The 14,199-nt window shown below is 63.5% G+C and carries 15 protein-coding genes; 6 read left to right on the top strand and 9 right to left on the bottom strand.

Annotated features, from left to right (window positions below; all coding sequences use genetic code 11):
• Positions 1 to 170 precede the first annotated feature (170 nt).
• Complete coding sequence (locus tag NKH63_RS08130) at positions 171 to 530, top strand: hypothetical protein (RefSeq protein ID WP_352917800.1); 360 nt, start codon at positions 171 to 173, stop codon at positions 528 to 530.
• Here the strand turns inward: NKH63_RS08130 and NKH63_RS08135 are convergent.
• On the bottom strand, positions 514 to 1,734 hold the full coding sequence (locus tag NKH63_RS08135; RefSeq protein WP_352917801.1) for a GGDEF domain-containing protein: 1,221 nt from the start codon (positions 1,732 to 1,734) through the stop codon (positions 514 to 516). The two genes, NKH63_RS08130 and NKH63_RS08135, sit on opposite strands and share 17 nt — an antisense overlap.
• Before the next feature lie 78 nt (positions 1,735 to 1,812).
• Positions 1,813 to 3,009, bottom strand: coding sequence for a GGDEF domain-containing protein (locus NKH63_RS08140; protein ID WP_352494059.1), 1,197 nt, complete (start codon positions 3,007 to 3,009; stop codon positions 1,813 to 1,815).
• Positions 3,010 to 3,170: 161 nt separating this feature from the next.
• Between NKH63_RS08140 and NKH63_RS08145 the strand changes: the two genes are divergently transcribed.
• On the top strand, positions 3,171 to 3,482 hold the full coding sequence (locus NKH63_RS08145) for a hypothetical protein (protein ID WP_023722708.1): 312 nt from the start codon (positions 3,171 to 3,173) through the stop codon (positions 3,480 to 3,482).
• Positions 3,483 to 3,540: 58 nt separating this feature from the next.
• On the opposite strand, the gene leuC is transcribed toward NKH63_RS08145, so the two are convergent.
• The 5 genes from leuC to rplS form a co-directional block, all read right to left on the bottom strand.
• Positions 3,541 to 4,950: a 3-isopropylmalate dehydratase large subunit gene (leuC, locus tag NKH63_RS08150; protein ID WP_023722709.1), complete on the bottom strand. Its 1,410-nt coding sequence runs from the start codon at positions 4,948 to 4,950 to the stop codon at positions 3,541 to 3,543.
• Between the two features lie 250 nt (positions 4,951 to 5,200).
• Positions 5,201 to 5,836 (bottom strand): class I SAM-dependent DNA methyltransferase, encoded by a 636-nt coding sequence (locus tag NKH63_RS08155; RefSeq protein WP_352917802.1) that lies wholly within the window; start codon positions 5,834 to 5,836, stop codon positions 5,201 to 5,203.
• Positions 5,837 to 5,887: 51 nt separating this feature from the next.
• Positions 5,888 to 6,703, bottom strand: a complete 816-nt coding sequence (locus NKH63_RS08160; protein ID WP_023722712.1) for an amino acid ABC transporter permease — start codon at positions 6,701 to 6,703, stop codon at positions 5,888 to 5,890.
• Positions 6,704 to 6,779: 76 nt separating this feature from the next.
• Positions 6,780 to 7,577, bottom strand: a complete 798-nt coding sequence (locus tag NKH63_RS08165; protein WP_031195240.1) for a transporter substrate-binding domain-containing protein — start codon at positions 7,575 to 7,577, stop codon at positions 6,780 to 6,782.
• A gap of 258 nt (positions 7,578 to 7,835) precedes the next feature.
• Entirely contained in the window at positions 7,836 to 8,375 is a 540-nt protein-coding gene (gene rplS / locus NKH63_RS08170; RefSeq protein ID WP_352494058.1) for a 50S ribosomal protein L19, read from the bottom strand.
• Positions 8,376 to 8,742: 367 nt separating this feature from the next.
• Between rplS and NKH63_RS08175 the strand changes: the two genes are divergently transcribed.
• On the top strand, positions 8,743 to 9,495 hold the full coding sequence (locus NKH63_RS08175; RefSeq protein WP_023722715.1) for a sulfite exporter TauE/SafE family protein: 753 nt from the start codon (positions 8,743 to 8,745) through the stop codon (positions 9,493 to 9,495).
• Here NKH63_RS08175 and trmD read toward each other — a convergent pair.
• Positions 9,477 to 10,175 carry a tRNA (guanosine(37)-N1)-methyltransferase TrmD gene (trmD, locus tag NKH63_RS08180; protein ID WP_031195242.1) on the bottom strand — a complete coding sequence of 233 codons (699 nt, stop codon included), beginning with the start codon at positions 10,173 to 10,175 and terminating at the stop codon, positions 9,477 to 9,479. The genes NKH63_RS08175 and trmD overlap by 19 nt on opposite strands.
• Positions 10,172 to 10,771, bottom strand: a complete 600-nt coding sequence (gene rimM / locus NKH63_RS08185) for a ribosome maturation factor RimM (RefSeq protein ID WP_352917803.1) — start codon at positions 10,769 to 10,771, stop codon at positions 10,172 to 10,174. The genes trmD and rimM overlap by 4 nt, the downstream gene beginning before the upstream one ends.
• Positions 10,772 to 10,886: 115 nt before the next feature.
• Here rimM and NKH63_RS08190 point away from each other — a divergent pair, with 115 nt between their 5' ends.
• The 3 genes from NKH63_RS08190 to NKH63_RS08200 form a co-directional block, all read left to right on the top strand.
• Positions 10,887 to 11,825, top strand: coding sequence for a tyrosine recombinase XerC (locus NKH63_RS08190; protein ID WP_036245843.1), 939 nt, complete (start codon positions 10,887 to 10,889; stop codon positions 11,823 to 11,825).
• 84 nt (positions 11,826 to 11,909) lie between these two features.
• Complete coding sequence (locus NKH63_RS08195; RefSeq protein WP_352588030.1) at positions 11,910 to 12,977, top strand: TraB/GumN family protein; 1,068 nt, start codon at positions 11,910 to 11,912, stop codon at positions 12,975 to 12,977.
• Positions 12,978 to 13,855: 878 nt separating this feature from the next.
• The coding region (locus tag NKH63_RS08200; RefSeq protein ID WP_352917804.1) for a transposase at positions 13,856 to 14,199 on the top strand (344 nt) is incomplete at its 3' end.

Below are 14,199 nucleotides of genomic sequence, written 5' to 3' on the forward strand. Positions count from 1 at the left end.
GCCGGCGATGGTGGGAACAAGCATGGCCGAATGATGGCCGGTGGCCGCTCGAATATTAACCATGTTTTCCGAGACCTCGCGGCGGCGGCGGTTGCCCTCTTAACAAAGGTTAATAAAAGGTTAATTTCTGATTCGAGGAGGCTTGCCTCTCAGCAATGGAGCAGCTCGCCATGCATTCGAATTCAGCAAGATCGTGCCTTCGCGGGTTCCTATTGGCGGCGCTCGCCGTCGGCATCGCCGCACCGACATTCGCCGGAACGCGCCACCACGACCGCGTCTATGCCGATTCCTTCGGCAACCTGGTCATCGAAAGCGCCGCCGGCTACAAGCGCATCCTCGTCGGCGAGGGCAAGCTGGCCAAGGAATTGTCCGACTACACCAGCGCCGGCCAGCCCGAGGTGATCTATGAAAACGACTCGGATGAGGTCCGAAACGGCGACTGCTACAGGCCGCCGGTTTTCGTGAAGGGCCGCAGCTATATGTACGGCCTCTCCGACGGCGAGATGCCGGAGCTCAGCCCGTGCCGCTGACGGCCGCGCTGCCGTTTGTCGCCGGCGCCGGCTGGGCAGCAGCCGGCCCGGCCGAGACACGCACGCAATCGCGGCCGCTGCCCTTCGCCTGATAGAGCGCTTTGTCGGCGCGCCGCAGCAGGTCGGAAAAGCTTTCGCCCGAACCAAGCTCGGCAACGCCGAAACTGGCGCTGCAGCGATGATCCGCCGGCAGGCAGTCGATGGGCGTGGCACCGAAGGCGGTACGCGTGCCCTCGGCGAAGAGTCGGGCGGCGGCGAGGTTGGTCCCCGGCAGGAAAATAGCGAATTCCTCGCCGCCGATCCGGCCGGCGACATGATGGTCGGCCGCGGCATCGCGGAGAAAACCGGCAAAGGTCTCGATGACCCGATCGCCGGACGCGTGGCCGTACGTATCGTTGATGCGCTTGAAATGGTCGAGATCGGCAATGACCAGTGCCGCCGAGACAGCCCGCCGCATGGCGTCGCGCAGTGCGATCTCGGCATGGCGCTCGAAGCCGCCACGGTTGAGCAGCCGTGAAAGCGTATCGGTTTCCGATTTCGACGTCGCCTCGGCGAGCACGTCGCGGACCAGGATAGCCAACGTCACCAGCGCAAGCGCCAGGCCGAACACGGTGCCGATAGACTGCGACACCAACGCGTAGCTGGTCTGCGCATAAGATTGCGGGTTGGCGCCCCAGCCGCCAAGCGTATGGGCGATGAAGGGTTTGCTGGCGAACTGCAAGGTGCTGGCTGCCAGGACAGCCATCAGCATATAGTCGAGCCGCTCGCGTCTTTGCTTGGACGACAAGACGATCGTCAGCCCGGTGAATTGCATGGCCGCATAGGGAAACTGGTAGGCCGCCATGCGCACAAAGGATTGACGTTGCAGGTCCTGTACGACGTAGACCGCCACGGTGGCGAAGACCAGGAAGAAGAGCATCGGCGGCCAAGGGCGCGAAACGCCGTATTTATGGGCAAGCCCGCCATTGAAGGCGACGGTAGCGCCAAGGAAAGCGGCAAAGGCTGCAACAACCAGCGGTCGTGCATTGTCGAAGGCAGGGATGCTGAATTCGATGGCGAAATAGGCCATGCCCAGTACATAGCCGAACGCAAGCCAGCGTGCCGACACCCGTCCTGCGTCATAGACGGCGACCGTCATGAAGGCCGCCGCCAGCAGCCCGGCAACGAACAGGTTGATCACCAGGATGAAATTGGCGCTGCCCATTGCGTTTTTGGCACTCCCCGCCGAACAGCAAACCACCGAGGCGCGAAAAAGACGTTAATTCGAGGCCGCCGCTGACGCTCAGCCGGCACTGGTCCGATCGGGAAAGAACACCGTTTCAGGCCGCTGATAGGACAGGCACACGCTGTCGCGGCCATTTCTCTTGGCTTTGTAGAGCGCTTCGTCGGCACGGCGCATCAGCGGGTCCAGCCCTTCGTCGCCCGTACGGGCGGCCACGCCGAAGCTCGCGGTCACTCTTGTGTCGGGCGGAAGCCCGTCGATTCTGCCCGCCGAATAGAGCGTGCGAATGGCTTCGGCAAACAGTCTTGCCGCGCCAAGGTCACTGAGCGGCAAGAGCACGGCGAACTCCTCGCCGCCGATGCGGCCGGCAACGCCGCGCGTGCCTGCAGCCGATAGAAGCTTGGCGGCGAAGTCGGCGATGACGCGATCCCCGGCCGCGTGGCCATGCTGATCATTGAGCGCCTTGAAATGATCGAGATCGGCCAACACCAGCGCAACCGGCAATCGCGCCGTGGCACAGTGCTGCAGGACAAGCATGGCGCGCTCCTCGAAGCCACGGCGGTTGAGCAGGCCCGACAGCGGGTCCGTCAGGGTTTCGGTCTTCAGGGCCTTCATCACATCGAGCGCGGCGGCGCCGAACAGGCAAAGCGCGATAAGCAGCGACAGCAGCGCATGCGACAGCAGTGCCGTCGTCCAATAGGACGAGGAGTAAAGCCCTTCATAGCTGGCAAATGGACCATGCGCGATGACGACGGCAAGGGTCCGCACCAGGAAGTTCAGGCCGGAAAGCAGCGACAGCACGAACAGGATCATTTCCGTCGGGCCGTTGTTGCGCACCACGCGCAGCTCGGCGGCGACAACCAGGCTGATGCCGCCGAAGCTGAAATTGATGGCAAGGATCCGCCAGGTGATATCCGGCCGGGCAAAGAGAAACCATGAGACCGCGGCAAGGCCGCCGGCCGCCAGAATGCCGATCGCTGGATACGGCACGCGCCGCCCGTAGCGCGCGATGACCGCGCCGGCGAGACAGCAGGTCGCGAAGGTGAAGCATAGGATGGACATGAGCTTGGTCGGCGCCATACCGACCGGCAGCGTGAAATACTGGAGCAGGAAGCCTGCGGCCGAGGCCGAGTAGCCCGCCGCCAGCACGATCAGATAGGGACGGTGGCGCTGATAGAACCACAGCACGAGAAATGCCGCGCCGAGTGTGAGGGCGATGCCTGGATTGAGCAGCGCTATGAGCAGGCCGGTGTCCAAGCGCTGTAAGTTCCCCTCGCTTCCCCTGAGGAGACATTAGAGCGGAAGCCCAAACAAGCGGTTAAGCGAAGGCGAATATACGACGGATTCATCGGTGAAGCTGCTGGACGGAACCGGGAACGGCGGGCGGCGTTTCACGACGGCAACCAGGAGACGCTCTGATGGCCGACACGATCATGCTGACCGATCACGATGCAATTCGCTCATGGGCCGCGGCGCGCGCCGGCTTTCCGGCGATCGTCGACGTGTCGCCTGAAGCCGGAACCCAGGCCATGCTGAGGCTGGTCTTCGGCCAGCACGCCTACCAGGATCAGGACGAGGCCGAACGCCCGATCAATGCCGGCGGCTATGAACTGGTCGAATGGGACGAATGGTTCAAGCTCTTCGACGAGCGCCAACTGGCGCTGGTCGTCGCAAAGGACCAACCCGGCCGCCGTGAGGGATTCCACGAATTCGTCAGGCGCCCCAGCTGAAGAAATGCCCGAACCGCACTGCGGCTCGGGCAACTCATATCCGACTGCGTGCCCTGCGCTATTTCCACTCGCGGATATCGACGAAATGGCCGGCGATCGCTGCTGCTGCCGCCATTGCCGGCGACACCAGATGGGTGCGGCCCTTGAAGCCTTGGCGGCCCTCGAAATTGCGGTTCGAGGTCGAGGCGCAGCGCTCATGCGGCTTCAGCCGGTCGTCGTTCATGGCAAGGCACATCGAGCAGCCCGGCTCGCGCCAGTCGAAACCGGCCGCGACAAAGATCTTGTCGAGGCCTTCGGCCTCGGCCTGTTCCTTGACCAGACCGGAACCGGGCACGATCATCGCGCTGACCCGCGGATTGACCTTCTTGCCCTCGATCACCTTGGCGGCGGCGCGCAGATCCTCGATGCGGCCATTGGTGCAGGAGCCGATGAAGACGCGGTCAAGTTCGATATCGGTGATCTTGGTGCCCGGCGTCAGGCCCATATAGTCGAGCGCGCGTTGCTTGGAGGTGCGCTTGTTCTCATCAGTGATGTCGTCCGGGTTCGGCACGATGCCCTGGACCGAAACGACGTCCTCGGGCGAGGAGCCCCAGGAGACGATCGGCGGCAGCTTTGCCGCGTCGAGCACGACCACCTTGTCGAAATGCGCGCCTTCGTCGGACTGCAGCGTCTTCCAATAGGCGAGCGCGGCATCCCAGGCTTCGCCCTTGGGGGCGCGCGGCTTGTCCTTGACATAGGCGAAGGTAGTCTCGTCGGGCGCGATCAGGCCGGCGCGGGCGCCGGCTTCGATCGACATGTTGCAGATCGTCATGCGGCCTTCCATCGACAGCGCACGGATCGCCTCGCCGGCATATTCGATGACATAGCCGGTGCCGCCGGCCGTGCCGATCTCGCCGATGATGGCGAGGATGATGTCCTTGGCGGTGACGCCTTCCGGCAGCGCGCCGTCGACTCGCACCAGCATGTTCTTGGCCTTGCGCTGGATCAGCGTCTGCGTCGCCAGCACATGCTCGACTTCCGAGGTGCCGATGCCATGCGCCAGCGCGCCGAACGCGCCATGCGTCGAGGTGTGGCTGTCGCCGCAGACGATGGTCATGCCGGGCAGCGTAAAGCCTTGCTCCGGCCCGATGATGTGGACGATGCCCTGGCGGATGTCCTTCTCGGAATAGTATTCGATACCGAAATCCTTGGCGTTTTTGGCCAGCGCCTCGACCTGGATGCGGCTTTCCTCGTTCTTGATTCCAAACTTGCGTTCCGGCGAGGTCGACACATTGTGATCGACCACGGCCAGCGTCTTTTCCGGATGCCGAACCTTGCGGCCGGTCATGCGCAGGCCTTCGAAAGCCTGCGGGCTGGTGACTTCGTGGACGAGGTGGCGGTCGATGTAGAGCAGGCAGGTGCCGTCGTCCTGGCGGTCGACCACATGGTCGTCGAAAATCTTGTCGTAGAGGGTGCGCGGTGCGCTCATTTGCGTAAATCCGTCGATTTAAAAAAAGGAAAAGGACGCCGGTCGGCCCGGCGAAACAGCCCGGCGAGTCTGCCTTAGCTAAGTCGGCTGGTCAGCGCCCCGCAGACGCGCGCCGAAAATCGCGACGGCAGGCGTTTTCTGTCCTGCAGCACGAAACCCTTATAGGCCGGATCGCCAAAAAGCTCTTCCATGGCGCTGCTCTTATCAATGTTTTGGCTTTTCAGCAATCGTGGCGGCCTTCGCAGGCGCTTCACAGCACCTCGAACACAAACATCTTCACCAGCGCGTCGGGCTCGGCGATCGCATAGCAGCGGAACCATGGGCTCTCCTCGACCGGCCGCCATTTTTTCGCCTGCTCCAGTTCGTCAAACACGGCTTGAAACCCGCCGCTTTCAAATACCTGGTCACGGACGGTGAAGATGGCGTGGCCGCCCTTCCTGGTGATGCGTACCAGTTCACGCAGGCCGGACGCCGGCGCGTGGCTGATGGTGAACACGCCGGTCGAGAAGAAGGCGCGAAAATACCCGTCCGCCCAGGGCAATGGCCCGCCGAGCATCGCCTGTTTCAGCTCGCTGTAGGCCTGCCGGCTGCCGGCGATTTTCAGCATGTCCTGCGACAGGTCGAGCCCGGCAATATGGTGGTAGCCGAGTGCCTTCAGGGACGGCCCCGACAGGCCGGTGCCGCAGCCGGCGTCCAGCAGCGGCCCTTCGCCTGACGGCACGTGGCGCGCCACCCAGGCGGCGATCAGGAACGGCAGGAGATAGCCGAGCGCCGCGGTTTCGCTGTCATAGGTCGCAGCCCATTGCGCATAGGCTTTGGCGAGCGCCTCAGGCGTGTCGGCCGTGTAGACTGCTTCCAGCGCCGCATTGGCTTTGTCGATGATCATGGTTCTCCCCGGTCGCATTCGTTCGATGGTAGCGCCGTTTTCGCCTGCCTTCTATTCCCCATGCTGGTGCCGCAGCCGCTTCTCCAGCGCCCGCAACGCCAGCGACAGACCGACGGTCAGGATGAGATAGATATAGGCGACGATCGAATAGGTTTCGAAGAAGCGGAACGAACCGGCGGCGTAGATCTTGCCCATCTGGGTGATGTCGGCGACGCCGAGCACCGAGACCAGCGAGGAATCCTTGACCATGGCGACGAAATCATTGCCGAGCGGCGGCAGGATGGTGCGGATCGCCTGCGGAAAGACGATCAGCCGGAAGCGCTGCGTGCGCGTCAGCCCGAGCGCCTTCGCCGCCTCGATCTGACCCTTCTCGACCGCCTGGATGCCGGCGCGGAAGACCTCCGAGATGAAAGCGGAATAGCCGATGGTCAGCGCCATGATGGCGCGCCATAGCAGCGACACGTCGCGTACCAGCAGCTCACCGAACAGGCCGGCGCTTTGCAGCGGCGCCGTCAGCGCGTTCCATGCCGCGACGAAGGCCGGCGCGCCAGCAAAGGCGATCCAGAACAACAGCACCAGGATCGGCACGCCGCGGATGATCTCGACGTAGAAGCGGGCGATCTGGCTGAGCCAGCGTGAGCCCGACAGCCCCATCAGCGCCACGCCAAGCCCGATGGCGCAAGCCAGCGTGAAGGCGACCACGGTGACGAAGATGGTGACGCCGATGCCCTTGGCGACGGTCGCGAACACCTGGGCATAGAGGTCGCTGGCGGCGATGAAGATGGCGGCGGCCAAGGCGATCGTCACGGCCACGGCAAGCCACCACGGGAAGTCGGATTTGGCGGAGGCTGGGGGCGCCGGCGGCATCAAGCAATACCGGTGACAGAGTCGCCCAGAGTCAGCACGAGTTCCCGCGCATCACCCGGCACCCGCGACAAAAGTCCTACTGCCCCATCTTGTAGTCGAGGAACCACTTCTTGTTGAGCGCGTCGAGCGTGCCGTCGGCCTTGAGCGCGGCGATTGCCGCGTTGACCGGCTTCACCAGGTCGGAGCCCTTGGGGAAAATGAAGCCGAAATCCTCGGTGCCGAGTGGGCCGCCGATCAGCTTAAGGCCGCCATTGGACGCATCGACATAGCCCTTGCCGGCAGTGCCGTCGGTGAGCACGACGTCGACGTCGCCGGACTTCAGCGCCTGCACCGTCGCGCCGAATGTCTCGAACAGCTTGATGCGCGGATTCTGTTCATTGCCGTCGAGGACGCTGTAGACCGCGGTGTAGAACGGCGTGGTACCGGCCTGCGCGCCGATCAGCCCGTCCTTGAAGGCAGCGAACGTCTTGGCATCGCTGAAGCGCTTCTCGTCGCCGCGCACCAGCATGAACTGTTCCGAGCGCATATACGGGTCGGAGAAATCGACCTTCTGCTTGCGGTCGTCCTTGATGGTGATGCCGGTCATGCCAATGTTGTACTGGTTGTCGGAAACCGCCTGGATCATCGCGTCCCAGGAAGTATTCTGGTACTCGACCTTGAAATTCAGCCGCTTGGCGATCTCGTTCATCGCGTCATATTCCCAGCCGATCTGCTTGCCGGTCTTGGCATCGATGAACTGCAGCGGCGGATAGGCGTTTTCCGTCACCACCACCACTTTCTTGCCGCCGAGGTCGGGCAACACCTGCGCCATAGCCGCGACAGGCACAAGAAGGCAAGCCAGCAGGCCGGCCAGCAGCAGTTTCGAATTGATCATGACTATGCTCCCCAGGAACTGAACCGCCTCGATCGGCCGAGGCATGCAGGAAAATCCGGCGCCGACTTTAGCTTTCCGCAGGCGCCTTGCAAGCCGCTCCGATGCGCCGCTCGGCACGAAAATGGATTTCCGATGCTTTCAACGGCGGCATTACGGAACGATCCGTATCGATTGCGGGACTGGCAAAATCGAATCCACCTCGCGAAACAAAAAGGCGGCCGAAGCCGCCTTTCCGAAAACATGGGTTTTGAAGACGCCTTATTCGGCGGCAGCTGTTTCCGCGGCCTTGGCTGCCTCGTCGGCGGCCTTCTTCTCGGCGGCGTCCTGCGCTGTCTTCTCGGCGGCCAGCGCCTGGGCGGCGGCCACCTTCTCGGCCTCGATGCGCGCCTTCTCGGCGTTCAGCGCATCGCGCTCTTCGTCGTTCAGCTTGCGGGCGCGCACGCCGGTGTTTTCCGAAATACGGGCCGATTTGCCGCGACGATCGCGCAGGTAATACAGCTTGGCGCGACGCACCTTGCCGCGGCGCACGATCTCGACGCCCTCGACCATCGGCGAATAGACCGGGAACACACGCTCCACGCCTTCGCCGTAGGAGATCTTGCGAACGGTGAAGCTCTCCTGGAAACCGGCGCCGGCGCGGGCGATGACGACGCCCTCATAGGCCTGGACACGGGTGCGGGTGCCTTCGGTCACGCGGACCTGGACGCGCACGGTGTCGCCGGGCTGGAATTCGGGAAGCTTGCGCTTGGCTTCGATCTTGGCGGCCTGCTCGGCCTCGAGCTGACGGAGGATATCCATCTCATAAATCCACTTCTTGTTCTTCCGACAGTCAGAGCGTCCGACACTCGCCTTGCAGTCGCATCGACCGCTCGGCTATGCCCTTCGTTCGAGAACGTCTGTTCGAGAACATCGGGCAGGGGCGACTACACCGTCATTGTTGACGGGCCAGAAGATCGCTCTTGGCAGATTTTCTTCCGGTTCGGCGCGCACATACAGCTATTTCGGCGCTTTGTCACGCCTTCGCTGTTTCTTTTTTGGCGCTGCTTCTTTTGACTGGCGCCCGCTGTGGCAATCCCATGATCGCTTGTGGTCCAGGGGGTTGCGCCCGCGCGTCAAGCTTTCTAAGCCGGAAGATAAGCATTTTCCTCCAGCGACGACACCCCTCATGCCAATCTTGGACGCGGTCCTGCTCTTTCTCGCCGGCTTTCTATCAGGCGCGGTCAACGCAGTTGCCGGCGGCGGCACGTTCATAACCTTTGGCGCCATGACCCTGGCCGGCCTGCCGCCGATCGTCGCCAATGCGACATCGTCGGTGACGCAATTTCCTGGCTACATCACCTCGACGCTCGCCTATTGGCACGACATCAAGCATTTCTGGCGCGGCGCACTGCTGCTCAGCCTCATTTCGGCTTTCGGTGCGCTGTCTGGCGCGCTCATCCTTCTAGGGCTCGACAACCCGTCGTTCCGCGCCTTGGTGCCGTGGCTGCTGCTGGCGGCGACGGCGTTGTTCGCTGCCGGGCCATGGCTGAAGCCGGCGCCCAAGCCGGAGCATGAGGCCGCGGTGGGTTCGCTGGTCGGATCGCTGGCGCAGTTCGCCACTGCCGTCTATGGCGGCTTCTTCGGCGCGGGCATGGGCGTCATGATGCTGGCGACGCTCGGCCTCACCCAGTCCGGCGACTATCACCGGCTGAACGCACTGAAGAACATGCTGGCCGTTGTCATAGCTGCGGTCGCCATCCTGGTCTTTGTCTCCGGCGGCGTCATCGCCTGGCTGCAGGCGATCATCATGATCCCAGGCGGCGCGCTGGGCGGCTATGCCGGCGTCTGGATCGCCAGGCGCGTGCCACAGAACGCGGTGCGCGGCTTCGTCATCGCGGTCGGCCTGTTCCTGGCGTTTTACTATTTCGACAAGGGCTGAGCGGCCAAAAGATCAGGCCTTCGCTCTTTCGTCAGCTTTTCCGCCTCGGCCCGCCGCCAGGCGGCGATCTTCTTGTGATTGCCCGAAATCAGCACTTCGGGGATCGGCCGGCCCTCGAACTCCTGCGGCCGCGTGTAGTGCGGATGTTCGAGCAGGCCGTTCTCAAAGCTCTCTTCGTCGCCCGACACCGCATTGCCCATGACACCGGGCAGCAGCCGCACCACGGCGTCTAACAGCACAAGTGCCGCCGGCTCGCCGCCGGACAGGATGAAGTCGCCGATCGAGACTTCCTCGAGGCCTCGCGATTCGATGACCCGCTGGTCGACGCCTTCGAAGCGGCCGCAGACAATCACCGCACCCGGCCCGCCGGCGAGCTCGCGCACACGGCGCTGCGTCAGCGGCTTGCCGCGCGGGCTCATTAGCAGTTTTGGACGCAGATCGCCCGGCGGCGAGGCATGGTCGATGGCGCTGGCCAGCACGTCCGCCCGCATCACCATCCCGGCGCCACCGCCGGCCGGTGTGTCATCGACAGTACGGTGACGATCGCTGGCAAAGTCGCGGATCTGGATCGCCTTGAGCGACCAAATGCCGGTCTCCAGCGCGCGTCCGGCCAGCGACAGGCCGAGCGCGCCGGGAAACATCTCGGGATAGAGCGTCAGCACCGAAGCGGAAAAACTCACCGGTTGCCTCCGGCGTCCCGCGGCCCGCGCGGCCTGCCTTTGAGGTCGAAGCTGTCGCGGCCGGCAGGCTCGCCGTCCTCGTCCTCGACCAACCCTGCGGCGGCCGGATCGATGCGGACAAAGCCGCCGGCGATCGACACTTCCGGAACGGCGGCCTGCGTGAACGGGATGAGCACGCCTTTGCGCCCCGCCAGCGTCACGTCGAGAATGTCGCCGCCGCCGAAATTATGCACGGCGACGACCTTTCCGATGACCGCACCAGTGTCATCCTTGACCTCCAGCCCGACGAGGTCGGCATGGTAGAATTCATCCTCTTCGCCCTCATCCGGCAACACCGAACGGTCGACGAACAATTCGGTGCCGGCAAGCGCCTCCGCGGCATTGCGATCGCTGACGCCTTTGAAACGCACCACCACCACCGTGTTGGCAGGCCTGATATCGACGATCTGGAAGGCGCGGCCATCCCTGGCGTAGAGCGGACCGTAATCGGCCAGCGCCAGCGGGTCGCCGGTAAAGCTCTTGACGCGCAATTCGCCCTTGATGCCATGCGCGGCACCGATCACGGCCATCTGGACGGGGTTTTGCGGCTTGCTCATCTGCGGAAAATCCTTTGCCTTGCTCTAACCCCAGCCCGTCGTCATTTCAATGATGCCGCTCTTCACCGCTTCCTAACCCGCGTGCCGGAAGATGGCGGAGAACTGGAAGAGCGCAATGCAGGAATTCCTCATACCGGCAAAACCCGATCTACAGGCGGCGCGCGAGGCCTGGCTGAAGATGCTGGCGCGCGAACGACGGCTGTCGCCCGAAACCGTCGAGGCCTATGAGCGCGACACGCGCCAGTTCCTGCATTTCCTGACCGGCCATTGCGGCGGCTCGCCCGGCATTTCCGACATCGCCGATCTGCGCCCCGCCGATCTGCGCGGCTTTCTCGCTGCCCGCCGTACCGAGGGCGCCGGCGCCCGCACGCTCGGGCGCGGCCTAGCCGGCATCCGCTCGCTGCTGCGTTTCCTGGAACGGCGCGGCCTCGCCAATGCGGCAGGTGCGGCAGCCTTGCGCGCGCCGCGGCAGCCGAAATCGCTGCCCAAGCCGCTGACCGCAAGCGATGCAAAACACGTCGTCTCGGTGGAAGGCCAACTGGCGGAGGAGCCGTGGATCGCCGCGCGCAACGCCGCCGTGCTGACCCTGCTCTATGGGTCCGGCTTGCGCATTTCCGAGGCGCTCGGCCTGTCGGGCGCCGATCTGTCCTCGCCTGGTGAGACCGTGCTGCGCGTCACCGGCAAGGGCGGCAAGACGCGGTTGGTGCCGGTGCTGCCGGTGGCGCTGCGGGCGATTGCCGAATACCGCCGCTTGTGTCCCTATCATCTCGATCCCAAGGGCGTGCTGTTTCGCGGTGCCCGCGGCGGCCCGCTGAACCCGGCAATCGTTCAGCGCGACATGGCCAAGCTGCGCTCGGCGCTCAACCTGCCCGACACGGCGACGCCGCATGCGCTGCGCCATTCCTTTGCAACGCATCTGCTTGGGCGCGGCGGCGACCTGCGCACCATCCAGGAGTTGCTCGGCCACGCCAGCCTGTCGACAACCCAGATATACACCGGTGTCGACACCGCCAGGCTGCTCGAGATTTACGAAGCAGCTCATCCGCGTGCGTGATGGATGCTTGATTGGTGGCCATCTCGCAACAATTTTGATGCGCCGATTAACCGTTTTGCCGCTTTTTGCGCCTAGAACCGCAGCATGAAACGCCTCATCGCCATCGCCGACCGCGCGACCCATGTGTCGCTGAAGCTGCTTGTCGCGCTCAACGCCCTGTTTTTCCTCTCCTTCCTCATCATCGCGCTGCTCGCCGCAGGCAAGGCACGCGCCGAGATCCCGGTCTGCGCCGGTACCGATATGCTGGGCGCGCTGCAAAAGGACGACCCGGCCACCTACCGCAAGATCGAGGCGGACGCGGCAGTGACGCCGAACGGCAAGGGCCTGCTGTGGAAGCTCGAAAAATCAGGCGAAAAACCGTCTTTCCTGTTCGGCACCATGCACGTTACCGACCCGCGCGTCACCACGCTGCCGCCCGCCGCGCAGAAGGCATTCGATGCGGCTGGCACCGTCATCATCGAGACCACCGAAGTGCTCGACAAGCAGAAGATGATGGCCGCACTGCTGAAAGAGCCGGATCTGATGATGTTCACCGACAAGACGACGCTTTCGTCGCTGCTGTCGCCGCAGGATGCGGCGGTGGTCAACAAGGCGCTCGATGCGCGTGGCATCCCGCCAGCGACCGTCGCCAAGATGAAGCCCTGGTTGCTGTCGGCGATGGTGGCGCTGCCTGCATGCGAAGTCGCCCGCCAAGCTGGCGGCGCACCGGTGCTCGACGTCAAGCTTGCCAAGGACGCCGAGGCTTCGGGCAAATCAGTCGAGGGGCTGGAGACAATCGCCGACCAGTTGCGCGCCATGGCTTCGCTGCCGATCGCCTTTCACCTGAAGGGGCTGGTCGATACGCTGAAGCTTGGCGACAAGGTGAACGACGTCAACGAAACCATGATCGTGCTTTACCGGCGTGGCGACACTGGCATGTACGTACCGCTGTTTCGGGCCGTCATCCCCGAACAGGTCGACGACCAATCGGGTTACGCCGAATTCGAGCAGACCATGATCACCAGCCGCAACAAGGTGATGGTCGATCGGGCAGCGCCGATCCTCGCCCACGGCAATGTCTTCATGGCGGTCGGCGCCATGCACCTTCCCGGCGAGCAAGGCTTGGTCGAGGGTTTCCGCAAGACTGGCTATACGGTGACCGCCGTCAACTGAACAACACGGCGGAGTTGCACACCGAATCATTGCCGTGGCGCGACGGCGGACCACCCGCGCCTCGTGCCAAGAAACTGAAAAAGGTTCGGTTTGGCTCGATCGAACCCATTTTGCGGTGGAAATGCATGCCTGCAAGCGATTCCGGATCAGAATTGCCCTGTTTTCGGCGTTTTCAACGCCTAATGTGAAACCGATTCAACGATTGTACGTTGATGGCTATTACTTGATGTTTTTCATCCACGGAGGACACTTTTATGGCGAACACACCCAATCCGAACGACCCATTCACCTCACCGGGTACCGCACGGCCACGCGGCGGCGGCAGCGGCTGGCTGATTGCCCTGGTCGTCGTTATCCTGGCAATTGTCGCCTATTATGTTTTTGGAAGACGTAGCGAGGCACCTGCGCCTGCCGAACCGCCCGCAGCCAGCACACCGGCTCCGGCTCCAGCACCTGCCGAGCCGATGAAGCCAGCCGAACCGGCTCCTGCGCCAGCTCCGGCAACACCCGCTCCGGCTCCCGCTCCGGCAGAACCTGCACCCGCGCCAGCCCCGGCCCCGGCACCAGCACCGGCCCCTCAGTAATCAGACTGCCGACTTAATATATGAACGGCCCGCTGAAAGGCGGGCCGTTTTGTTTTTGGGAACAGCCGTCGATGGCTTCGTCATCCCAGGGCGGAGCGAACGCAAAGCGGAGCGCAGACCCTGGGATCCATGCCGTGACATCCGCCGAAGAATGCAGTGGTGCAGAATCACCGATAGTGTCCTGAAGGTTCTGCAAAAAGTTTTGGAGAGAGAACGGCGCTTGCTCTGAAGGGCGAGCGGCCATGGCACGGTGGTGACGTTGCAATCACCGATTCCCGTGGAAGGGGAAGTGCCATGACCAATCGAGAAGTTAAACTGAGCAGGGGCGAGTTGAAAGCGTTGCTGCTGTCGGATGAGGACGGCTTTCGCCAGGTATTGCAGACTGTCGTGCAGGAGGCTCTGGAAGCCGAGATGACGGAGGCGATCGGGGCCGAGAAAGGCGAGCGGACGGCGGAGCGGGTGAGTTACCGGTCCGGGTATTACGAGCGCAAGCTGGTGACGCGGGTTGGGGTGCTGGAACTTCGCGTTCCGCAGGATCGGACGGGCCGGTTCTCGACGGAGTTGTTTGAGCGCTATCAGCGTTCGGAGAAGGCCTTGGTGTCGGCGCTGGTCGAGATGTACGTACAAGGCGTTTCGAC

Source organism: Mesorhizobium sp. M0960 (assembly GCF_040319055.1).
Taxonomy (GTDB): Bacteria; Pseudomonadota; Alphaproteobacteria; order Rhizobiales; family Rhizobiaceae; genus Mesorhizobium.